Origin of the sequence: Phyllobacterium myrsinacearum, from assembly GCF_014138285.1 — a bacterium.
GTDB classification, from domain to species: Bacteria; Pseudomonadota; Alphaproteobacteria; order Rhizobiales; family Rhizobiaceae; genus Phyllobacterium; species Phyllobacterium myrsinacearum_A.
The window spans coordinates 95105-117056 of record NZ_JACGXN010000013.1 but is presented as its reverse complement, the minus strand read 5'-3'; the positions used below and the strand labels follow the sequence as shown (position 1 = coordinate 117056).

The following is a 21952-nucleotide window of genomic DNA, read 5'->3' as shown; positions in this document are numbered from 1 at the left end:
TGGCAAGGCAAGGATAGGGAAAAACTAGATGATCCAGAAAAACTGGCAAGAACTGATCAAGCCGAACAAGGTCGAGTTTCAGACCTCCGGCTCGAAGACAAAGGCAACGGTCGTCGCTGAGCCGCTTGAACGCGGCTTTGGCTTGACGCTCGGCAATGCTCTGCGCCGTGTGCTCCTGTCTTCATTGCGCGGCGCAGCCGTGACTGCCGTACAGATCGATGGCGTTCTGCATGAATTCTCTTCGATCCCTGGTGTTCGTGAAGATGTGACTGACATCGTCCTGAACATCAAGGAAATCGCTATCCATATGGAAAGCGACGGTCCGAAGCGCATGGTCGTCCGCAAGGAAGGCCCAGGCGTTGTAACGGCTGGCGACATCCAGACGGTTGGTGATATCGAAATCCTCAATCCGGAACACGTTATCTGCACGCTCGATGAAGGCGCTGAAATCCGTATGGAATTCACCGTCAACACCGGCAAGGGTTATGTCCCGGCTGATCGCAATCGTGCAGAAGATGCGCCAATCGGCTTGATTCCGGTTGACAGCCTCTACTCACCGGTTCGCAAGGTTTCCTACAAGATCGAGAACACCCGTGAAGGTCAGGTTCTCGATTACGATAAGCTGATCCTGCAGATCGAGACCGATGGTTCGATCTCCGGTGAAGATGCAGTTGCGTACGCAGCACGCATTCTTCAGGACCAGCTGGCGATCTTCGTCAACTTCGACGAGCCACAGAAGGAAGTACAGCAGGAACAGGTCACTGAACTTGCGTTCAATCCGGCTCTGCTCAAGAAGGTCGATGAACTCGAACTTTCAGTACGCTCGGCAAACTGCCTGAAGAATGATAATATCGTCTACATCGGCGATCTTATTCAGAAGACAGAAGCAGAAATGCTGCGCACACCGAACTTTGGTCGCAAGTCGCTGAATGAAATCAAGGAAGTTCTGGCTTCCATGGGTCTCCATCTCGGTATGGAAGTTCCATCATGGCCGCCGGAAAACATTGAAGATCTCGCAAAGCGTTACGAAGACCAATATTAATCCGGGCTCTGCCCGACAACCAAGCCCGGGCAATGAGCCCGAACTGAGAAATTGAAGGAGAAGGCTCATGCGCCACGGTAATTCAGGCCGCAAGCTTAACCGGACTGCCAGCCATCGTAAGGCGATGTTTGCCAATATGGCCGCATCACTGATTGAGCATGAGCAGATCGTTACAACGCTGCCCAAGGCCAAGGAAATTCGTCCGATCGTTGAAAAGCTTGTCACACTCGGCAAGCGCGGTGATCTGCACGCTCGTCGTCAGGCCATTTCGGCTATCCGCGACGCCAAGCTCGTAGCAAAGCTGTTCGACACGCTTGCCCCACGTTATGGCCAGCGCAATGGCGGCTACATCCGCATCATGAAGGCAGGCTTCCGCACCGGTGACAATGCACCGCTCGCAGTTGTCGAATTCGTTGATCGTGATGTCAGCGCCAAGGGTTCCAAGGATTTGGCCCGCGTTGCTGCTGAACAGGCAAGCGAAGCCGAAGCTGCATAATCTGCACTTCAGCATCGATGGATTTGAGGATGGGGGCCCTTACGGGCCCCTTTCTGCTTTTTGCTCGACTTTTATCACGGCGCCACCATCTATACCTTGGACCGTAGTTTGCTGAAGCGGGTGAGAATCTGGGGGCGATGACGAAGCTGATTTGAATGTCTCAAATTTGCTTTGTTTCATGGCTGGTATCTCCGTTGAAATTCAGCACATTGGATTGGCAAGCTTTACTGATTCATCAGTTCAGGAGATCGACATGAGTTGTTCCAAAATCGCGCAATCGGCCCGGGTGCTGCTTGTAAGCTCGGCACTTGTTTCCGCCATGGTTGTACCGGTTTACGCGCAGACAGCTGTCGATACGACGAAGCAGGTTCCGGTATCGCGTGTGGACACGCAATTGTCGTTTGCGCCGCTCGTCAAGCAGACCGCCGGTGCGGTCGTCAATGTCTACGCTGCCCGGGAAGTGCAGCAGCGCTCGCCCTTTGCCGGCGACCCCTTTTTCGAACAGTTCTTTGGCGGCCAGTTCAACGGCCCGCCGCGCATTCAGTCATCGCTCGGTTCCGGCGTAATCGTCGATCCCACGGGTATTGTGGTTACCAATAATCACGTGATCCGCGACGCGGAGACCGTGAAGATTGCCCTGTCGGATGGCCGTGAGTTTGAATCGCGCGTTCTGCTGAAAGATGAATCGACGGATCTCGCCATTTTGAAGATCGACGCCACCGAACAGTTTCCTGTCCTGCAATTGGCGGACTCGGACAAGGTAGAGGTTGGTGATCTTGTTTTGGCTATCGGCAATCCATTTGGTGTGGGCCAGACCGTTACCAGCGGCATTGTCTCCGCGCAGGCGCGTACCCGAGTGGGTATCTCCGATTTTGATTTCTTTATCCAGACCGATGCAGCAATCAATCCCGGTAATTCCGGCGGTGCCCTGATCGGGATGGACGGCAAGCTTGTTGGCATCAATACCGCCATTTTTTCGCGCTCGGGTGGTTCGGTTGGTATCGGCTTTGCCATTCCGTCCAATATGGTGCGTGCCGTTGTCGACACGGCAAAGCAGGGCGGTGACAAGTTCGAGCGGCCTTATATTGGCGCAACCTTCCAGAATGTGACGTCAGATGTGGCCGAGGGGCTCGGGATGAAGCAGCCCTACGGTGCCTTGGTCACCAATGTTGCAAAGGACGGACCTGCGGAAAAGGGTGGCCTTCTGGTCGGCGATGTTGTGCTGTCCGTGGATGATTTCCGCATCGAGAATTTTGACGGGCTGGGATATCGCCTGTCCACTGCGGGGATTGGCAAGACGGTCAAACTCGGTGTTCTCAGCCGTTCCAAGGAGAAGGTGGTCTCTCTCGTTCTGGAGAAGCCACGGCCGGACGATCCTGCCAACAAGACGGTGATCCAGGGCAAGAACCCGCTTTCCGGCGCCCAGGTCATTACACTGACGCCGAGCAGCGCCACGAGACTGCATCTGGCGGGAGAAACGACGGGCGTTGCCGTGGAAAAGATTTTCGCCAATACGCCGGCAGCACGCATTGGATTGCAACCGGGAGATATCGTGCGCAAAGTCAACGGGCGTGACATTGCCACAGCGGCCGATCTGGCTGCTGTGATGGCAACCAAGCCGGTGCTGTGGCGATTCGAGTTTGAACGGGATGGTGCAATCATCCGGCAGATTATCCGATAGATGAGACAGGTTGGGCAATGACGGATCTGTTTGCAGCAAAGGACGACCCGGCATCAGACCGGAGCAGGCCACTTGCTGACCGTTTGCGTCCGCGTTCTCTTGGTGAGGTCACCGGTCAGGAGCATCTGACCGGTTCTGAGGGAGCGCTTACCCGCATGATCGAATCGGGTTCGCTCGGATCCATGATCTTCTGGGGACCGCCCGGTACGGGCAAGACCACCGTGGCTCGCTTGCTTGCTGGCGAGACAAATCTTGCTTTCGAGCAGATATCCGCGATTTTTTCAGGCGTTGCCGATCTGAAGAAGGTTTTCGAAATGGCGCGCGCCCGGAAAATGTCCGGTCGCCAGACGTTGCTCTTTGTTGACGAGATTCATCGCTTCAACCGGGCCCAGCAGGATTCCTTTTTGCCTGTGATGGAAGACGGGACGATTGTTCTCGTCGGCGCCACAACCGAAAATCCCTCCTTCGAGCTCAATGCCGCTCTTCTGTCGCGCGCGCGCGTCCTTGTCTTCCATCCGCACGAAGAAGCCAGCCTGCTGGCGCTGCTGCAACGTGCCGAGGAACATGAAGGCAAGCCATTGCCACTGGATGATGAAGCGCGGGCAAGCCTTGTGCGCATGGCCGACGGAGACGGGCGTGCAATCCTGACGCTCGCAGAGGAAGTCTGGCGCGCGGCGCGCGAGGGCGAAATTTTCAATGTCGAGCGGGTCCAGCAAATCGTGCAGCGGCGGGCTCCGGTCTATGACAAGGGGCAGGACGGGCATTACAATCTGATCTCCGCCCTGCATAAATCCGTGCGCGGCTCCGATCCCGATGCGGCGCTGTACTATCTTTGCCGTATGTTTGATGCAGGCGAGGACCCCCTGTTTATCGGCAGGCGTCTGGTGCGCATGGCAAGTGAAGATATCGGTCTGGCCGATCCGCAAGCGCTCGTGATCTGTAATGCCGCCAAGGACGCCTATGACTATCTCGGCTCACCAGAGGGTGAACTGGCTTTGGCGCAGGCTTGTGTCTATCTGGCGACGGCACCCAAATCAAATGCTGTCTATACAGCGTTTGCAGCGGCGATGCGGGCGGCCAAGGAGAACGGCTCGCTTGTGCCGCCAAAACACATCCTGAATGCGCCGACAAAGCTGATGAAGGGCGAGGGCTATGGCAAAGGCTATGCCTATGATCATGACCAGCCTGACGCGTTTTCCGGTCAGAACTATTTCCCTGATGCTCTTGGTCGCCAGACCTTTTACAATCCGCCCGAGCGGGGCTTCGAGCGCGAAATCCGCAAGCGCATCGAATATTGGAACCGGCTGCGAGCCGAACGCGGTGAATAAAGTTCCGCCAAGCGTATTCGCTTCATGATCCAGATCAAAGAAAAAGGCCGCTTCAAACGAAGCGGCCTTTATTGTCAGGTTACTTGATTGTCGCTCAGGCTGCGGCTTCCGGCTTGCGCGGGAATGGCGTCACATTGGTTGTATCATCGTCAAGCTTAAGACCACCAGCCTTGAGCAGGGCGGAGAAACGGCCGTTCTGGTGAGCAAGCTCATCGAAGCTGCCGGACTCAACGATTTCACCACGATCCATGAAGAGCACGAGATCGGCATCACGGACCGTCGACAGACGGTGGGCAATGATGAACGTCGTGCGGTTCTGGCACAGCTTGTCGACGGCAGCCTTCACGCGTGCTTCCGTTTCCACATCAAGAGCACTGGTGGCCTCGTCAAGAACCAGGATCGGTGCATCCTTCAGAATGGCGCGTGCAATGGCAACACGCTGGCGTTCACCGCCGGAGAGCTGCGAGCCACGCTCACCAACCATCGTATCGAAACCGGCTGATTTCGACAGGATGAAGTCGCTGGCATCTGCAGCGGCTGCTGCGGCAGCAACGTCCTCATCGGTCGCCTTCGGACGGCCAACACGGATGTTTTCCTCGATGCTGCGGTTGAACATGCCCGCATCCTGGAACACCGTTGCGATCGCATTGCGCAGCGAACGGCGGCTGATTGTACGCGTATCGATACCATCGACCAGCACGCGGCCTTCCTTCGGGTCGTAAACACGCTGCAGCACGTTGATCAGGGTTGTCTTGCCAGCGCCCGTTGGACCCACGATGGCAATCGTGTCGCCAGCCTTGGCCTTGAACGAGACGTTCTTCAGGCCCTGTGTGGACTTGGCAAAGTCGAACGATACATTCTGGAACTCAACTTCACCGCTGACATTGTCGATATCGTGCACGTCCTTTGGTTCAGCCTGATAAGCAGCCGATGCTTCCATCTCGTAGAAATCTTCGAGCTTGGCACGAGCAGCAAAAATCTGGTTGACGAAGGCACTGAGCTGATCAAGCCGGCCGATCAACAGGGCAGCAAAACCCGTGAAAGCAACGACCTGGCCGACGTTCATCTGGTTGTGTACGACAAAATAGGAACCCAGGAACAGGATCACGACCATCGAAATGATGGAAGCCATACGGTTGATACCCGCAGCGAGCGCCCACCAGTTGAGAACCGGATACTGGGAGTCCAGCAACTGCTTTGTGTAACCCTGCAAGGCGCGTGTTTCTTCATCGATGCGGTTATAGCTCTGCAGAACAGAGATATTGCCCATCGAGTCGGTTACGTGGCTGAAGGCAGTGATGTGGTGACGCTCAACTTCAGCCTGACCGTCTTTTGTCTTGGTCGTAACGACACGGCTGACGATTACGTAGATAACACCGAGAACAGCCAGAACCGACGCCAAACGCCAATCCTGTGCCAAAGCCAGAGGAACAAGGCCTACCAGGGCAACGGTTGTTGCCAGGTGGGTGCGCATGAATTCGAGCCAGAGGCTGAACAGGGTTTCAATCGCGCGCAAAAGTGTATGCATGGCATTGGATGTGCCGCGCTGATGATGCCACGCGAGCGGCATGCTGATGACGCGATTGTACGATTCCGTCAGTACCGACAGCTTGCGCCGATGGGCAAGCCTGTCGGCTTCACGCGAAACCAGAACGTTGGCGACGATATGAAACAGACCAACACCAGCCAACTGGCTCAGTGGAGGCCATATGGCTGTCTTGGTCGAAATAGCCTGAATGACGCGCCCTACAAGTACAGGCTCAAACAGCATTGTCAGGGCCAAGGCAACGTTGACCAGGCAGATAAACGTGGTCGCACGTTTTTCCGCCCCGAGATATTGGAGAGATTTCCAATAGATCTGTATCAATGACACTTTGCCACTCCGCTCGTTATGCCCGCTTCTGCGCACATTCCTCATTTTTTGACTCTGCATGAGGTGCTTGTGCGCTGCAATATTCAATGCTCTAAAGTTGTGTCAGTTCCGCGTCTGTTCAAGGAACATTTTTCTACGTTTGTTAACGTCCCGTGATGAGTCAAATATTTGACTTCACAGAATAAACCGCCGGAGGCAATGTAAAGTGAACGCAATACTACTGGTTGCATCAGGCGGAGCGATCGGTTCGGTTGCCCGATATCTTGTCGGCATCCTGATGACCCGGGTTTTTGGCGCATCTTTCCCCTATGGAACGTTAACCGTGAACGTGGTTGGCGGGCTGTTGATGGGGCTGTTCATCGAACTTCTAGCCCGCCGTTTCGATGGTTCGAACGAGTTGCGCCTGTTTGTGGCTGTGGGGATTATGGGCGGCTTCACCACGTTCTCGTCATTCTCGCTGGATGTTGCCCTTTTATGGGAGCGTGGTGAGGTCATTACAGCACTGATTTATGTCCTCCTGAGCGTGATATTGAGCATTGGAGCGCTGTTTTTAGGATTATGGCTCGCAAGAGCAGTCGCTTAGTGCTAAGCGCAGGCCTGACTAGACAAGGTATGAGTTATGGCAGCGGTAGAACAGAAGACAGTTGACACGGGCGAGGCGGAAATGCGCCTTGATCGATGGTTCAAGGTACATTATCCGGGTTTGGGCTTCGGGCCGCTGCAGAAATTGCTGCGGTCCGGGCAGGTTCGCGTCGATGGATCGCGCGCCAAATCCGATACCAGGTTACAGGCCGGCCAGACCATTCGCATCCCGCCGCTGGCGGTTGATGCCAAGTCTGAAAACCAGCATTTGACCGGCAAAAGTATTCGTGGCCGCGAAGATGGCGACGTTCTTTCCCAGATGCTGCTTTATGAAGACCCCAAGGTTTTCGTTTTCAACAAGCCTGCAGGATTGGCAGTGCAGGGCGGTTCCGGCGTCAATCGCCATGTGGACGATATGCTGGAAGCCTGGCGCAACAAGAAGGGCGAGAAGCCGCGGCTTGTGCATCGGCTTGATCGCGATACGTCAGGTGTTCTTGTGGTTGCGCGCACACGCAGCGCTGCACAGGCGCTGACAGCGGCATTCCGCGAGCGCGAGACCAAGAAGACCTATTGGGCACTTGTCAAAGGCATTCCGCGCAAGCGCGAGGACAAGATCACAACCTGGCTGGTCAAGGAAACTACCCCCGATGGTGACAGGATGCGGGTCGCGCAGCACGGAGAACCGGATTCCGATCACGCAGTGTCATATTATCGGGTGATCGAATCCGCGGGGCAGGTGCTGACGTGGCTCGAAATGGAGCCTTATACGGGCCGCACCCACCAGCTTCGCGTTCATGCAGCCCATATCGGTTGCCCGATCATTGGCGATCCCAAATATTTCGAGGCGGATACCAACTGGTCGTTCCCCGGTGGCATTCAGAACCGCTTGCATCTGCATGCACGCCGCATCCGCGTGCCCAATCCATCCGGCAGCGGCATTATTGATGTCACGGCACCTTTGCCGCCGCATATGGTGCAGACGTGGAACCTGTTGGGGCTCGATGAGAGCGATGGCGACGAAGACAATTAGAACAGGCTGAGCGGGAACCTGCATCAATCTGACCAAGCATACGGACGATGACGATGAACAACGACCTTTTCAATATGGATACGCCGGAAGGTCCTTCGGATGCAGATCCGGTTCGCCGGGCACAAGTCCAGTCAAATCTGCCGTTTCCTAAACGGTTCTATAAAGCTGTCGATGTTGTTGAACGGGATGGTCAGTTTGCGGTTGAACTTGACGGCAAGCGCGTCAAGACGCCGGCACGCCAGAACCTGTCGCTACCCAACCGCGCGCTTGCACAGATGATTGCTGACGAATTCGCTGCACAGGACAAGGACATCGTCCCGGCGAAAATGCCGGTCACCCGTCTGGCCAACACCGCGATCGACGGGGTCGTCAGCGACCCTCAAGTTGTCCTCGAAGATGTGCTGCGTTTTGCCTCCTCGGACATGTTGTGCTATCGCGCCGGCTCGCCAGAACGGCTGGTCAATCGCCAGACAGAACTTTGGGATCCTGTGATTGATTGGGCAGCGTCCGACCTCGGTGCCCGGTTTGTGCTGGCAGAAGGCGTCATGTATGTGGAGCAGCCGCGCGAGACGCTTGCCGCTCTCGGCGTACATCTCGGGCAATTCAAGGATGCCTTTGCGGTCGCCGCGCTGCATACGATCACCACACTGACCGGATCCGCCATTCTGGCGCTTGCCGTAGCCAAAGGACGTGTCTCCGGGGAAGAAGCGTGGACCTTGGCGCATGTCGATGAAGACTGGACCATCGAGCAGTGGGGCGAGGATGCGGAAGCGGCTGCCCGGCGCGCTTTGCGTGAGCGCGAGATGATTGCCGCCGTGAAGGTGCTTCAGGCAATCGCGGTGTAATCGCCCGGCGTTGGACCAAAGCATCATTTTCTTCCGGTAAATATTGCTAACATCTCACTGTATCGCATTGATTCAACTGTACGTTTATTGCCTTTACCAGAGCAGGGGGCAATAATTTCAGTACAGAGTTTCAAGGGCGAAGCAGTATGCGCTGTGCCAGCAGCGCGTCGGAAAGATAGGCCTTCCGACATGCAGCGCCACGCGCTACAGGCGCGTAAAGGACGCTGCAAAACTTAGATTTTGCGTGATCTCTTCGAAAATCATTCTGATTTTCAGATCACGCAAGGGCCAATGGCCTTGCCTTTGAACTTGGAGGTGAAACGATGTGGTTTAAACCGCTTGTTATCACCCTGGAAATGAAACGAACCCGGACGAGCTGGCAAATCTTGCTCCGGGTTCGGTTCATCATCTAGGAAGAGGGAGGCGGGCGAATGCTCGCCTCTCACTCCAAGGCCAATATATCATTCTTCCATGCATTTTAAAGACCATACCTTGGTCTAACGCAAAAACCCCGGGCATGCCCGGGGTTTCCTTGTCGACAAATCGGTCTGATCAGACCGAGTAGTACATGTCGTATTCGACCGGATGCGGGGTCATTTCGTAGCGCATCACTTCAGCCATCTTGAGTTCGATGAAGCTGTCGATCTGGTCGTCATCGAAAACGCCGCCAGCCTTGAGGAAGCCGCGATCCTTATCGAGGCTCTGAAGCGCTTCACGCAGCGAACCGCAGACAGTCGGGATCTTCTTGAGTTCCTTTGCAGGAAGGTCGTAGAGGTCCTTGTCCATTGGCTGGCCGGGATGGATCTTGTTCTTGATGCCGTCGAGACCGGCCATCAGCATGGCGGCAAAGCCGAGATACGGGTTGGCTGTCGGATCCGGGAAGCGGATTTCAACACGCTTCGACTTCGGTGAAGAGCCGAACGGAATACGGCAGGATGCCGAACGGTTGCGGGCGGAGTAAGCCAGCAGAACCGGAGCTTCGTAACCTGGAACCAGACGCTTGTAGGAGTTGGTCGACGGGTTGGTGAATGCGTTGATTGCCTTGGCGTGCTTGATGATACCGCCGATGAAGAACAGGCAGTTTTCGGAGAGACCTGCATATTCATTGCCCGCGAAAGTCGGCTTGCCGTCCTTCCAGATCGACATATGCACGTGCATGCCGGAACCATTGTCGCCGAAAATCGGCTTCGGCATGAAGGTGGCTGTCTTGCCGTAGGCATTTGCAACCTGATGCACAACGTACTTGTAGATCAGCATCTTGTCGGCATTGCGGGTGAGGGCATCGAACTTGATACCCAGTTCGTGCTGTGCTGCTGCCACTTCGTGGTGGTGCTTCTCAACGCGGACGCCCATTTCGGTCAGAACCGTGAGCATTTCCGAACGCATGTCCTGGCAGGAATCAATCGGAGGAACCGGGAAATAGCCGCCCTTGACGCGCGGACGGTGGCCAAGGTTGCCGGTTTCGTAGTCGGTGTCGTCATTGGACGGCAATTCGGTGGAGTCGAGCTTGAAGCCGGTGTTGTAGGGATCAGCCTTGTACTTCACGTCGTCGAAGACAAAAAATTCAGCTTCCGGGCCAACGAAGATCGTGTCGCCGACACCTTCCGCCTTCATATAGGCTTCTGCCTTCTTGGCAGTGCCGCGTGGATCGCGGTTGTAGGCTTCGCCCGAGATCGGGTCGAGGATGTCGCAGAGGATGACCATGGTGGACTGTGCGAAGAACGGGTCCATGTGAACCGTGTCGGTATCAGGCATGAGAACCATGTCGGATTCATTGATGGCCTTCCAGCCGGCAATGGAGGAGCCGTCAAACATGACGCCATCGGCAAACATGTCTTCGTCGACTTCGGCAACGTCCATCGTCACATGCTGTAGCTTGCCCTTCGGATCCGTGAAACGAAGGTCAAGGAACTTTACATCATTGTCCTTGATCTGTTTGAGAATGTCTTTTGCGGTCGTCATGTCAGTTTTCCTTGTTCAGCGACGATGATAACGGATGGCTGGCGCGTATGGTGCGCAAGCAATTGGATAGCAGGATCAGATTGCGTCGATACCGGATTCGCCGGTACGAATGCGCACGACTTCTTCGATATTGGAAACAAATATCTTTCCGTCGCCGATACGGCCGGTCTGTGCGGCCTTGCGGATCGCCTCGATGGCTGCCTCGACGGATTCGTCGCCCAGAACGATCTCGACTTTCACTTTCGGCAGGAAGTCGACGACATATTCAGCGCCGCGATATAATTCCGTGTGACCTTTCTGACGGCCGAAACCCTTGGCTTCCGTCACGGTAATGCCCTGAAGCCCCACTTCCTGCAGTGCCTCTTTCACCTCATCCAGCTTGAATGGTTTGATGATGGCTTCGATTTTCTTCATCAGAGAATAAACTCCCTATGTATGGCGAGCGGGCCTCTTGCCCGCTTGCCTCAACAAAAAGCAGGAAGCATGCCAAGTCGACCCCTAAAATGAATTAATTCGCGGAATGTGATTTTACCGATGGCGGAGCAGGGAGTTTCCTCAACTCCCTGCTGTTTTGCCTGCGAAATGGAAAACTCAGAAGCGGTGATGTGATTAAAATATATGCAGTATGATTATATTTTATGCGGCAATCCTTGAGAATTATCGCATGACGCGTCAGAGACGATCTTTTAGAGCTTGCGCTGCCTGCGGAGCGCGCACTTTGCCTTCATGAATGAAATAGACAAAAACATCACGCGGCTGCTTATCCGGTTTGACCGAGGGAGCGGCCAGGGGCAGATCATCCGGCTGGCCGCCCTTTGCCCAGAGTTTGGCCCGCTCTGCCCACAGATCGAGCTCCTTGGCCGGGTAAGCGGTCTCAATGGCATCATCGCCTTTCTGCAATCGGGCATAGACGAAATCGGCGGTTACATCGGCGATCTCAGGGTAATCGAAGTGATGGGCGTAGACCACGGCCACATTCTTCTTGCGCAGAAGCGCGATGAAATCAGGGTCGATGAAGGATGGATGGCGCACCTCGACGGTGTGACGTAGGGGAATACCGCCTTCCTTCTGCGGCAGGAGATCAAGGAACGCACCGAAATCCTCCGCATCGAACTTCTTGGTCGGGGCAAACTGCCAGAGCAACGGGCCAAGCCGGTCGGCAAGTTCCGCTACGCCGGATTTGATGAAACGTTCCATCGACTCTCCAGCTTCAGCAAGAACACGGCGATTGGTAACAAACCGATTGCCCTTGACCGAGAAAATAAAGCCGTTCGGCACTGAACTTGCCCATTTGGCAAAGGTTTCCGGCTTCTGTGTGCCGTAATAGGTGCTGTTGATTTCAATGGTGCTCAGGTGTTGCCCGGCATATTCCAGCTCTTTGGTTTTCGATAGACCCTTGGGATAAAACGTGCCCCGCCACGGCTCGAAAATCCAGCCGCCAATCCCTGTTCTGATCGTTCCGCTTGCGGTCATGATGGTTTCCTCCCGTCAATCCTTATTCATTCCAACCTGTACATAAACAAAACCCGCCGTCTCCGGCGGGTTTGTCTGTTATTCAGCCGCCGCTTGGGCTCGGTTGCCCGGTCGCCGTTGCAGAAGTTCTTTCAGGAATTTGCCCGTATAGGACCGTGGCTCCTCGACGATATCCTCCGGGCGCCCGACCGCAACGATCTCGCCGCCGCCATCGCCGCCTTCAGGTCCCAGGTCGATGACCCAGTCTGCCGTCTTGATGACTTCAAGATTGTGCTCGATGACGACAACCGTGTTGCCCTGATCAACAAGTTCATGCAGAACTTCAAGAAGTTTGGCTACATCGTGGAAATGCAAGCCAGTTGTCGGTTCGTCAAGAATATAGAGCGTCCGTCCGGTTGCCTTGCGGGACAGCTCCTTGGCGAGTTTGATGCGCTGGGCTTCGCCTCCGGAGAGTGTGTTGGCCTGCTGACCGACATGAATATAGCCAAGGCCAACCTTTGCCAGCGTTTGCAGCTTGTCACGCACCGCTGGAACGGCGGAGAAGAACTCCGCGCCTTCCTCAACAGTCATATCAAGCACATCGGCGATGGATTTGCCCTTGAACAGCACTTCCAGCGTTTCGCGGTTGTAGCGCTTGCCGTGACACACGTCACATGTGACATAGACATCGGGCAGGAAGTGCATCTCGATCTTGATCACACCATCGCCCTGGCAGGCCTCGCAGCGGCCGCCCTTGACGTTGAACGAGAACCGGCCCGGCTGGTAACCGCGCGCCTTGGCTTCTGGTAAACCGGCGAACCAATCACGGATCGGCGTGAAGGCACCCGTATAAGTGGCCGGGTTGGAGCGCGGCGTGCGGCCAATCGGTGACTGGTCGATATCGATGACCTTATCGAGGAACTCGAGACCATCGATCCGGTCATGTTCCGCCGGTTGTTCGCGTGAACCCATGATACGGCGCGAGGCAGACTTGAACAGGGTTTCGATCAGGAAGGTGGATTTTCCGCCGCCCGAAACACCGGTCACGGCGGTAAAAGTGCCGAGCGGAATTTCGGCGGACACATTTTTCAAATTATTGCCGCGTGCACCGACGACCTTGATGCGCTTCTTGTTCAGCTTGCGCCGTTCTGCCGGCACCGGCACTTCGATGGCGCCGGACAGATATTTTCCTGTCAGCGATGTTGGACTGGACATAATGTCGGCAGGCGAGCCCTGAGCGATGATTTCACCGCCGTGAATTCCCGCAGCTGGCCCGATATCGACCACATAATCGGCAGTCAGGATCGCGTCTTCGTCGTGCTCCACAACGATCACGGTGTTGCCGAGGTCGCGCAGATGACGCAGCGTCTTCAGAAGCTGTTCATTGTCACGCTGATGCAGGCCGATCGACGGTTCGTCCAGAACATAGAGCACGCCGGTCAGGCCGGAACCGATCTGCGATGCCAGACGGATACGCTGGCTCTCGCCGCCGGACAACGTGCCTGAGTTTCGCGACAAAGCCAGATAATCCAGACCCACGTCGTTGAGGAAGCGCAGGCGTTCGCGAATTTCCTTCAAGATGCGTGCGGCGATTTCCGTCTGCTTGTCGTTGAAAGTCTTGTCGATATCGCTGAACCACGCATCCGCATGGCGGATCGATTTTTCAGTAATCTGGCCGATATGCAGACCGCCAATTTTTACAGCCAATGATTCCGGTTTCAGGCGGTAGCCGCCACAGGCCGGGCAGGGCGTACCGGACATGAAACGTTCGATTTCCTCGCGCGACCAGGCCGAATCCGTTTCCTTCCAGCGGCGTTCCAGATTGGGAATGACACCTTCGAACGGTTTCGTGGTCTTGTAGGAACGCAGGCCATCATCGTAGGAGAAGTGGATTTCACGGCTGCCTGTGCCATAAAGCACGGCTTTCTGTGCTTCCTCATTGATATCGCGCCAACGGTCACCGAGCTTGAAGCCGTAGCTGCCACCCAGTGCTTCCAACGTCTGATTGTAATAGGGCGAACTTGACTTCGACCATGGGGCGATCGCGCCATTCTTCAGGGTGAGGCTTTCGTCCGGTACGATCAGGTTGGGATCGATTGCCTTCTGCGTGCCAAGACCATCACAGGTCGGGCAAGCACCGAACGGATTGTTGAACGAGAACAGGCGCGGCTCGATTTCGGCAATGGTGAAACCAGAGACAGGGCAGGCGAATTTTTCCGAAAACATCAGACGTTGATGTGTTTCGTTCTTGGGTTTGTTGGCGGATTCTCCCGATGTCTCGTCGGCCGGCAGTGGTTTGTCAGCGAATTCCGCAAGGGCGATGCCATCGGCAAGCTTGAGAGCGGTTTCAAGGCTGTCTGCCAGACGGGCAGAGATATCCGGACGCACGACAACGCGGTCCACCACCACATCGATGTCGTGTTTGTATTTCTTGTCCAGTGCAGGAACGTCGGCAATCTCGTAGAAGATCCCGTCGACTTTCACGCGCTGGAAGCCGCGCTTCTGCAGATCGGCCAGCTCCTTACGGTATTCACCTTTGCGGCCGCGCACGATGGGCGCGAGAATGAACAGGCGTGTGCCTTCGTCCTGCGCCAGAACGCGGTCCACCATCTGGCTGACAGTCTGGCTTTCAATCGGCAGGCCCGTTGCCGGTGAATAGGGAATGCCGACGCGTGCATAAAGCAGGCGCAGGTAGTCATAAATCTCCGTGACAGTCCCGACCGTGGAACGCGGATTGCGGCTTGTCGTCTTCTGTTCGATGGAAATGGCAGGAGACAGGCCGTCGATCTGATCGACATCAGGCTTCTGCATCATTTCCAGAAACTGCCGGGCATAGGCGGACAGACTCTCGACATAACGCCGCTGGCCTTCCGCATAGATCGTATCGAAGGCAAGCGAAGATTTGCCGGATCCCGACAGGCCCGTCATGACAATCAGCTTGTCGCGCGGCAGGTCGAGGTCGATGTTCTTCAGGTTGTGCTCACGGGCACCACGAATGGATATAAATTTCTGATCGCTCATGACTGTCACGCCGTTATGGGGGAGGAACTGGCTCGCTGGCCGGAGTCTTTCCCTTATTTAGAAAGTTTCCAGCAAATTACGAGGCCGTACCTGAGTTGGAATCACCATAGCCATGTTGACATCCATAGAGCAAGTGATAGAACAAAAAAAGAACAAATATTGCAGGCGACGTGGAAACCGGTACAAAACCCAATGCTGCCGTGCCTGCGATGCGTGTGTATACAAGATATTGCAGTAAGCCGATAATGCAGGTGCTCAAGCCTACTGACAGATTTGTCAGGAGAGTGTCAGTTGCCACTGAATTGTCAGGAGGCTGACGGTTTCAGAGGTCACGCCGAGCAGTATTTTGTGGATAGAGCCAGACAGTTACCCTCTAGGTGAGCTGGTACTGTATGATGGCGCAAAATCGAAAAGCTAATTTTGTGGAGTATTTTTATGGCTGGTAGTGTCAACAAGGTAATTTTAGTTGGTAATCTGGGCAAGGATCCGGAAGTCCGGAAAATGGGCTCGGGCGACCCTGTCGTCAGTTTCAGCATTGCGACATCGGAAAGCTGGCGCGACAAGAACAGCGGCGAGCGCAAGGAAAAGACCGAGTGGCACAATATCGTCATTTTCAATGATAACCTGGCCAAGGTTGCGGAGCAGTACCTGAAAAAAGGCATGAAGGTCTATATCGAGGGCGCCTTGCAGACACGCAAGTGGCAGGATCAGACCGGCAACGAGCGTTATACGACGGAAATCGTTCTGCAGAAATTCCGTGGTGAATTGCAGATGCTCGATTCACGCGGCGAGGGTGCCGGCGCTGGCGGCGGACGTTCGTTCGACAGTTCGAGCCGTGGTCAGGTTTCCGACAATGGTGATTATGGTTCGGATTTCGGTCGTTCCAGCGCATCGCCATCGGGTAGCAGCAGCAATGCAGGCGGCAATTTCTCACGTGACCTCGACGACGAGATTCCTTTCTGATCGGAAACATCAACGTACCAATATATCAGGTACTCTACATACGATGTGAAAAGAGTATTTCGCCTGCATGGAAAACCCGTGCAGGCGTCTGCATTTTTACGGGTGCGAAAAATGCAGACGCAGTGATTGCATGGTAATCGTGTCTGTTGACGCCAACCTTTGCAATTCGCCATAGCGCTCCGCGATTTGAATTCGCACGATCGCGTTCTTCAAGACGCCGTTTGCGGCGCAGCCACTGCCCGCGCATCCGGGAAAGGCTGGTTTCACGCCCCAAGAGCGATTTACCGGCCGCTCATTGAACAGTTCGGCATGATCGGAGTTGACGGCGCTGGACGTACAAACAGTGTCATTACAGAGCTGTAAGCACGGGCAAGGTATCCCTTGCCATTGCCGGGCCGCGGATGTGATAGGTCGAGCGGCTTCATATCACATGGATCACCCCAATGCTGGCGGTAAATATCCCTGAAGAGATAACTTGCCGGTATCATTTGTTCTCTCCGTTTGAATCGGTTCAATACTTTGACGGACGGTGAATTTTGAATCGGTTCAATATTAGCGCGGACGGTTTGGTTGTCAAGTTTAATTGAATCGATACAACTTTGTGCTAGGCTCATTCCCGATCATTGGGAGGATGCTTTTGTCAAAGGGTAAAGTCAGGCTTGCGGATATTGCCAGGGCGTCGGGAGTGTCCCAAGGAACTGCATCCAACGTCTTCAGCCGGCCGGAAGTGGTCAGAGACGAAGTGCGTGAGCATGTGCTGGCGGTGGCCAGAGACCTCGGTTATGCCGGTCCGAGTGTGACTGGCAGGCTTCTGAGGGCCGGAAAAGTCAATGCAATAGGTGTGGCAGCGATTGAGCCTCTGGCATACTTTTTTGATGATCCATGGGCGCGGGCATTTCTGGCGGCACTTGCCGATGTGTGCGATGCGAAGGGAACGGGCCTCACGCTCGTTTCTGCCAGGAATCAGCAAAAATTGAGCTGGAATATCCAGAGCGCCTTGGTCGACGGATTTATACTGTTATGCGTCGAAGGTGGCGAACGGCTTGTCGAACTGACGCGGGAACGTCAATTGCCCTTCATCAGCCTCGCATTGGGCAGCGACGACCAGTCCATTCCGGCAATCGGTGTCAACAATATTGACGGCGCTGCAACTGCTGCGCGCCATTTGACCCGGCTGGGACACCGGCGCTTTGTGATCCTGGCGACCGAATTCACAGACGATCATGTGGGTCGTATCAGTGCGCCGGAAATCGAACGCGGCGATGTTTACTCGACTTCCCGCGATCGTGCGGTCGGATACTGGCACGCACTGGCAGAAGTTGGCATTGCACGCGAAGTGGTTCCGGTGTTCGAGACCCAAAATGACCGGCCAAGCGTCCATGCCTGTCTGGAGCAGGTCTTTTCTACCGCCGAGCGTCCGACCGCAATTCTTGCCATGTCTGACAATATTGCAATGCTGGCAATGGCTTGGCTCACCGATCACGGGCTGAATGTTCCCGTTGATATTTCCATTGTCGGATTTGACGGAGTGCCGGAGGGCGGCATGGTCAAGCCGGGCCTGACAACAATGGCGCAGCCGTTTCAAGAGCTCGCCGTCCGCGCCGTCCATGCCATTCTGGACGATGCGATACCGACGGAACGCGAGATCATCGAGGTGAAACTGATCGAGAGAGGCAGCACCGCGGCGCCAAAAACTTGACACAGATCGCACCGGGCACCATCAGACTGCCAATCATGCTTGTTTCTGACTTTGGCTTGCCCTGTACCATGAAATTTCAACCGTTAGTTCGAGGCTCTTCGCCTGGGAAATTGCCTGATCATGCTTGTTGATCTGGGCATGTATGCCGGGTTGTTCGCGGCTGCCCTTATCGCCGCAACCATCTTGCCGATGCAATCCGAGGCACTGCTTGCCGGACTGCTTCTCACCCATTCATACCCGGCGTTCGCATTGATTGCTGTTGCCAGCGTCGGCAACATCCTTGGCTCCGTGGTCAATTGGCTGCTCGGGCGCGGCATTGACCAGTTTCGGCACCGCAAATGGTTCCCGGCAAGCGAGGCGCAGCTGGACCGCGCCTCGCGCTGGTATCAGCATTATGGCAAATGGACGCTGCTTTTGAGCTGGGTGCCGGTCATTGGTGATCCGCTGACTGTGATTGCCGGAGTATTGCGCGAGCCGCTATGGAGTTTTGTGCTTCTGGTATCCATTGCTAAGACTGTACGGTATCTTGTTGTATTCGCATTGGTATCAGGCTGGTAAAGGCTACGGATGCATCTTTGCGCCCTTGGTGATCTTGTCGATCAGCTTCTTCTCCCCGCGCAAGGCGATTCCCACAACTTTGGCATCATCCGGGGCAAACCGGGAAAATACGGCACGGTTGGCCTGATCGTATCCGGTTGAGAACATTTCTTCGATATAAAGGCAGGATTTAACCTCGCGTTCGAGCGAGCGGCGATGGATAGTTGACAGAGTTGCCTGGTCCGCCGTGAGTACGATCAACGGCTGAATGGGTAAGGGATGGTAGTGGTAACCCGCACGGTCTACATAGGGCTCACCAATCAATCCGGGAGCCTGGGCGAAAAGGCCACTTGTCAGGAATGACGAGACGTTGAGTTTCTGCCATGTCGCCAGATCATCGCGAACAACGATTGCAATTTTCGTATCAAACACCAAATCTAGGTCTCCATTCATGGGTCGAGAGTGTCGAATGACGGTTGAGAGTCTAGGCGAGGAAGCGCTGCGCGGTCTTGGACGTTTGTGCGAAAGACCGGTGCGCGATGCGATCACGTCAGCGCCATCCAATCCGGGCGTGGAGCGTATGGAAGCGCGCTTTACCGGCGATGCGTTTGAACCGCACCGGCATGACACTTACGCCATTGGCGTCACACTGCATGGCGTCCAGACATTCCGGTATCGCGGTGAAAAGCGGCAGAGCCTCCCCGGCAACGTCATGGTTCTGCATCCCGACGAGGTGCATGATGGAGGAGCCGGTACCGATGACGGTTTGCGTTATCGGATGATCTATCTCGAACCGGCACTGGCAATAGAGGCACTTGGCGACAATCACGGCGCTCTACCATTCGTCCGGGAGCCTGTCTTCGCCGATACCCCGCTCGTCTCGGTCATTTCAGCGGCGTTCGGCAATCTGGACGAGGAAATGGATGAGTTGCTGGTCGATGACATCGTATCGCGGCTGACGCAGGGTCTGGCACGTCATGCGAAGCAGCCGCTGAAGCCCATGGGCAGGCCTGCAGTCAGGCAGGCCGGTATGGCGCGTGACTATCTTGCGGATAATGCCCTGCGGCTGGTGCGCTCGCAGGAACTGGAAGCCGTCAGCGGTCTTGATCGTTATGCCCTGTCGCGGCATTTCCGTACCCTCTATGCTACGAGCCCGCATCGCTTCCTGTTGATGCGCCGCCTTCAGCGCGCCAAGGAACTGATGAAGCAGGGGGAGCCTCTGGCTGAAATAGCCGCAGAGACGGGTTTTACCGACCAGAGCCATCTCAACAGACAGTTCAAGAAAGCCTTTGGGATGACGCCCGGCCGCTGGGCGGCGCTGACAGCGGCCAGTCAATAAATTTGACCTTTGCGTCAGCCGTGATAGTTGAACGGTATAGCCTGTGCTCAAGGAGCCCGACATGACAGATACACGAACACCTTCAAATGCGGCGCATCGGGTGGTCATCGTCGGGGCGGGTTTTGGCGGGCTGGAAGCGGCAAATTCGTTGCGCAAGACCGGCGCTGACGTGACCATCATCGACCAGCGTAATCACCATCTTTTTCAGCCCTTGCTCTATCAGGTCGCAACATCGACGCTGGCGACCTCTGAAATTGCATGGCCTATCCGGCATCTCTTGCGTAAATACAGTAATATCAAGACATTGCTTGGAACTGTTGAAAGTGTTGATACGAAAGCGCGAACCGTTTCCACGGCGGATGGCGAGGTCATTCCCTATGACACGCTGGTGCTGGCAACGGGTGCGCGTCATGCCTATTTCGGCCACGATGACTGGGAACCTTTTGCGCCGGGACTGAAGACACTTGAAGATGCCACCACAATCCGCCGGCGTATTCTCACTGCATTTGAAAAGGCCGAGCGCGAGCCTGATCCGGCACGCCGTGCGGCTTTGCTGACATTTGTCATCATTGGTGCAGGACCCACGGGTGTCGAAGTCGCCGGAACGATTGCCGATCTGGCCAGGGATACGCTCAAAGGTGAGTTCCGGGTCATCGATCCTGCAACAGCCAAGGTCATCCTCATTGAAGGTGGAGAGCGCGTCCTTGGTGCCTTTGCGCCTGACCTTTCCGCCTACGCACAGCGGGCCCTGGAAAAGCTCGGCGTTCAGGTGCATCTGGGCAATCCGGTGACGAAGTGTCATGCGGATGGCGTGGAATATGCCGGTAAATCCGTGGGCGCCGGAACGATCATCTGGGCCGCCGGGGTTCAGGCATCTCCGGCTGCCAAATGGCTTGATGTGCAGGCTGACCGGGCAGGGCGTGTCGTGGTCAATGACGATCTGACTGCTCCCGGCCATCCTGAAATCTTCGTAGTCGGCGATACGGCAACGGTTAAAAATGGCGATAAGGGCATGGTTCCGGGTATTGCACCTGCTGCCAAACAACAGGGTATCCATGTCGCCAAAACCATCAGGGCGAGATTGGCCGGTGACACCGCACCAAAACCTTTTCATTATCGCCATGCGGGCGATCTTGCGACCATCGGCAAGCGCGCTGCGGTGACGGATTTCGGCTGGATCAAGCTCAAGGGCTATGTTGCCTGGTGGTTATGGGGACTGGCACACATCTACTTCCTCATTGGCGTACGCAATCGTCTTGCCGTCGCCATGAGCTGGTTGTGGATTTCAGTCAGCGGTGCGCGCAGTGCACGCCTGATCACGCAAAAGGACGCGGCGGAAGAAGATCACCTGAAATAATATAATCTATGTGGCGATGAAGGTTTTGATACCGTCTGCCACAAATTGCACTGCCAATGCCGCGAGGATGACGCCCAGAAGGCGCGTCAGGATCGAACGGCCAGTTTCACCCAAAAAACGGTCAACGCGTTCAGCTAGGAAAAATACGACGTAAGAAGCCGCTATACAGATCAGGATGATGCCGATCAGCGCAAGCCGCGATGTCGGCTCGGACAATGTGCCCGCAAGCAGGATGGTCGCTGAGATCGCGCCGGGTCCGGCAATCAGCGGAATGGCGAGCGGAAAGGCGGCGATATTGCGGATATGATCCTTCGTGATGGCAACGGTGGCACTCTTCTCATGGCGCTCCTGCCGCTTTTCGAAGATCATCTCGAACGCGATCCAGAACAGGAGCAGACCACCGGCAATGCGGAAGGCCCCGATGGTAATGCCGAACAGCGCCAGAATCTGCGCACCCGCCACGGCGAAGATCGTCAGCACGATGAAAGCGGTGATGCTGGCGCGCAAGGCAACCTGGCCGCGCTCCTTGCGATTCATGCCGCGAGTCAGTGCCAGAAAGAGCGGCGCCAGTCCCGGTGGATCGATCGTTACCATCAAGGTAACGAGCGCATTGAGGAGGGTGTCATAAAGCGCCACGATTTTGCTTTTCTTCTCTGATTGAAGCTGAGCGAGAATAGCGGATTCGGGGTTAAGCGTCGATAAAGTTGGGATTTTGCAACCAAGTTTTTCACCGATTGAAATGAAC

At 55.5% G+C, this 21952-nt stretch carries 19 protein-coding genes; 12 read left to right on the top strand and 7 right to left on the bottom strand.

All coding sequences use genetic code 11. From position 1 onward, the window contains the following. Window positions 1-28 precede the first annotated feature (28 nt). The 4 genes from FHW16_RS24685 to FHW16_RS24670 all read left to right on the top strand — a co-directional run bounded on the left by FHW16_RS24685 (window position 29) and on the right by FHW16_RS24670 (window position 4547). Window positions 29-1042, top strand: coding sequence for a DNA-directed RNA polymerase subunit alpha (locus FHW16_RS24685; protein ID WP_091876973.1), 1014 nt, complete (start codon window positions 29-31; stop codon window positions 1040-1042). 67 nt (window positions 1043-1109) lie between these two features. Next, window positions 1110-1538, top strand: coding sequence for a 50S ribosomal protein L17 (rplQ, locus tag FHW16_RS24680; protein WP_091876971.1), 429 nt, complete (start codon window positions 1110-1112; stop codon window positions 1536-1538). A gap of 253 nt (window positions 1539-1791) precedes the next feature. Then, on the top strand, window positions 1792-3219 hold the full coding sequence (locus FHW16_RS24675; RefSeq protein WP_432652083.1) for a DegQ family serine endoprotease: 1428 nt from the start codon (window positions 1792-1794) through the stop codon (window positions 3217-3219). Window positions 3220-3236: 17 nt separating this feature from the next. Further along, window positions 3237-4547 (top strand): replication-associated recombination protein A, encoded by a 1311-nt coding sequence (locus FHW16_RS24670; RefSeq protein WP_182551941.1) that lies wholly within the window; start codon window positions 3237-3239, stop codon window positions 4545-4547. A gap of 94 nt (window positions 4548-4641) precedes the next feature. On the opposite strand, the gene FHW16_RS24665 is transcribed toward FHW16_RS24670, so the two are convergent. Then, a complete protein-coding gene (locus FHW16_RS24665; protein WP_182551940.1) occupies window positions 4642-6420 on the bottom strand; it encodes a glucan ABC transporter ATP-binding protein/ permease in 1779 nt (592 codons plus the stop codon). Between the two features lie 205 nt (window positions 6421-6625). Here FHW16_RS24665 and crcB point away from each other — a divergent pair, with 205 nt between their 5' ends. Genes crcB through FHW16_RS24650 form a run of 3 tightly spaced genes read left to right on the top strand, consistent with a single transcriptional unit; the run spans window position 6626 to window position 8877 of the window. Further along, the gene (gene crcB / locus FHW16_RS24660; RefSeq protein ID WP_182551939.1) at window positions 6626-7003 is read left to right on the top strand and encodes a fluoride efflux transporter CrcB; all 378 of its coding nucleotides are present in this window, start codon (window positions 6626-6628) and stop codon (window positions 7001-7003) included. A gap of 36 nt (window positions 7004-7039) precedes the next feature. Further along, complete coding sequence (locus FHW16_RS24655) at window positions 7040-8032, top strand: RluA family pseudouridine synthase (RefSeq protein ID WP_182551938.1); 993 nt, start codon at window positions 7040-7042, stop codon at window positions 8030-8032. A 53-nt stretch (window positions 8033-8085) separates the two neighbouring features. Further along, a complete protein-coding gene (locus FHW16_RS24650) occupies window positions 8086-8877 on the top strand; it encodes an ATP12 family chaperone protein (protein ID WP_182551937.1) in 792 nt (263 codons plus the stop codon). 552 nt (window positions 8878-9429) lie between these two features. Here the strand turns inward: FHW16_RS24650 and glnA are convergent. The 4 genes from glnA to uvrA all read right to left on the bottom strand — a co-directional run bounded on the left by glnA (window position 9430) and on the right by uvrA (window position 15312). Next, window positions 9430-10839 (bottom strand): type I glutamate--ammonia ligase, encoded by a 1410-nt coding sequence (glnA, locus tag FHW16_RS24645; protein WP_182551936.1) that lies wholly within the window; start codon window positions 10837-10839, stop codon window positions 9430-9432. 75 nt (window positions 10840-10914) lie between these two features. After that, window positions 10915-11253 carry a P-II family nitrogen regulator gene (locus FHW16_RS24640; protein WP_008123000.1) on the bottom strand — a complete coding sequence of 113 codons (339 nt, stop codon included), beginning with the start codon at window positions 11251-11253 and terminating at the stop codon, window positions 10915-10917. 258 nt (window positions 11254-11511) lie between these two features. Continuing rightward, window positions 11512-12312: a DUF72 domain-containing protein gene (locus tag FHW16_RS24635; protein ID WP_182551935.1), complete on the bottom strand. Its 801-nt coding sequence runs from the start codon at window positions 12310-12312 to the stop codon at window positions 11512-11514. A 78-nt stretch (window positions 12313-12390) separates the two neighbouring features. Continuing rightward, a complete protein-coding gene (gene uvrA / locus FHW16_RS24630) occupies window positions 12391-15312 on the bottom strand; it encodes an excinuclease ABC subunit UvrA (protein WP_182551934.1) in 2922 nt (973 codons plus the stop codon). 435 nt (window positions 15313-15747) lie between these two features. On the opposite strand from uvrA, the gene ssb reads away from it, so the two are divergent. From ssb to FHW16_RS24615, 3 genes are all read left to right on the top strand, one after another. Further along, a complete protein-coding gene (gene ssb, locus FHW16_RS24625; protein WP_182551933.1) occupies window positions 15748-16275 on the top strand; it encodes a single-stranded DNA-binding protein in 528 nt (175 codons plus the stop codon). 631 nt (window positions 16276-16906) lie between these two features. Continuing rightward, window positions 16907-17974: a LacI family DNA-binding transcriptional regulator gene (locus tag FHW16_RS24620; RefSeq protein WP_182551932.1), complete on the top strand. Its 1068-nt coding sequence runs from the start codon at window positions 16907-16909 to the stop codon at window positions 17972-17974. A 120-nt stretch (window positions 17975-18094) separates the two neighbouring features. Beyond that, window positions 18095-18532 (top strand): YqaA family protein, encoded by a 438-nt coding sequence (locus FHW16_RS24615; RefSeq protein WP_182551931.1) that lies wholly within the window; start codon window positions 18095-18097, stop codon window positions 18530-18532. A gap of 3 nt (window positions 18533-18535) precedes the next feature. On the opposite strand, the gene FHW16_RS24610 is transcribed toward FHW16_RS24615, so the two are convergent. Beyond that, window positions 18536-18943 (bottom strand): DUF2000 family protein, encoded by a 408-nt coding sequence (locus FHW16_RS24610; protein ID WP_182551930.1) that lies wholly within the window; start codon window positions 18941-18943, stop codon window positions 18536-18538. Window positions 18944-18980: 37 nt separating this feature from the next. Between FHW16_RS24610 and FHW16_RS24605 the strand changes: the two genes are divergently transcribed. Together FHW16_RS24605 and FHW16_RS24600 are read left to right on the top strand one after the other, a co-directional pair. Next, the gene (locus FHW16_RS24605; protein WP_182551929.1) at window positions 18981-19850 is read left to right on the top strand and encodes an AraC family transcriptional regulator; all 870 of its coding nucleotides are present in this window, start codon (window positions 18981-18983) and stop codon (window positions 19848-19850) included. A gap of 61 nt (window positions 19851-19911) precedes the next feature. After that, window positions 19912-21207: an NAD(P)/FAD-dependent oxidoreductase gene (locus tag FHW16_RS24600; protein WP_182551928.1), complete on the top strand. Its 1296-nt coding sequence runs from the start codon at window positions 19912-19914 to the stop codon at window positions 21205-21207. Window positions 21208-21213: 6 nt separating this feature from the next. Here the strand turns inward: FHW16_RS24600 and FHW16_RS24595 are convergent, their stop codons facing one another. Further along, a complete protein-coding gene (locus FHW16_RS24595) occupies window positions 21214-21843 on the bottom strand; it encodes a MarC family protein (protein WP_182551927.1) in 630 nt (209 codons plus the stop codon). Window positions 21844-21952 lie beyond the last annotated feature (109 nt).

What these genes read in the sequence shown, in the direction of transcription:
- ssb (WP_182551933.1), top strand. Translation starts at nt 15,748, where the DNA reads ATGGCTGGTAGTGTCAACAAGGTAATTTTAGTTGGTAATCTGGGCAAG.
- FHW16_RS24615 (WP_182551931.1), top strand. Translation starts at nt 18,095, where the DNA reads ATGCTTGTTGATCTGGGCATGTATGCCGGGTTGTTCGCGGCTGCCCTT.
- FHW16_RS24685 (WP_091876973.1), top strand. Translation starts at nt 29, where the DNA reads ATGATCCAGAAAAACTGGCAAGAACTGATCAAGCCGAACAAGGTCGAG.
- FHW16_RS24670 (WP_182551941.1), top strand. Translation starts at nt 3,237, where the DNA reads ATGACGGATCTGTTTGCAGCAAAGGACGACCCGGCATCAGACCGGAGC.
- glnA (WP_182551936.1), bottom strand. Translation starts at nt 10,839, where the DNA reads ATGACGACCGCAAAAGACATTCTCAAACAGATCAAGGACAATGATGTA.
- uvrA (WP_182551934.1), bottom strand. Translation starts at nt 15,312, where the DNA reads ATGAGCGATCAGAAATTTATATCCATTCGTGGTGCCCGTGAGCACAAC.
- FHW16_RS24635 (WP_182551935.1), bottom strand. Translation starts at nt 12,312, where the DNA reads ATGACCGCAAGCGGAACGATCAGAACAGGGATTGGCGGCTGGATTTTC.
- FHW16_RS24600 (WP_182551928.1), top strand. Translation starts at nt 19,912, where the DNA reads ATGACAGATACACGAACACCTTCAAATGCGGCGCATCGGGTGGTCATC.
- FHW16_RS24605 (WP_182551929.1), top strand. Translation starts at nt 18,981, where the DNA reads ATGACGGTTGAGAGTCTAGGCGAGGAAGCGCTGCGCGGTCTTGGACGT.
- FHW16_RS24620 (WP_182551932.1), top strand. Translation starts at nt 16,907, where the DNA reads ATGCTTTTGTCAAAGGGTAAAGTCAGGCTTGCGGATATTGCCAGGGCG.
- FHW16_RS24650 (WP_182551937.1), top strand. Translation starts at nt 8,086, where the DNA reads ATGAACAACGACCTTTTCAATATGGATACGCCGGAAGGTCCTTCGGAT.
- FHW16_RS24640 (WP_008123000.1), bottom strand. Translation starts at nt 11,253, where the DNA reads ATGAAGAAAATCGAAGCCATCATCAAACCATTCAAGCTGGATGAGGTG.
- FHW16_RS24675 (WP_432652083.1), top strand. Translation starts at nt 1,792, where the DNA reads ATGAGTTGTTCCAAAATCGCGCAATCGGCCCGGGTGCTGCTTGTAAGC.
- FHW16_RS24655 (WP_182551938.1), top strand. Translation starts at nt 7,040, where the DNA reads ATGGCAGCGGTAGAACAGAAGACAGTTGACACGGGCGAGGCGGAAATG.
- rplQ (WP_091876971.1), top strand. Translation starts at nt 1,110, where the DNA reads ATGCGCCACGGTAATTCAGGCCGCAAGCTTAACCGGACTGCCAGCCAT.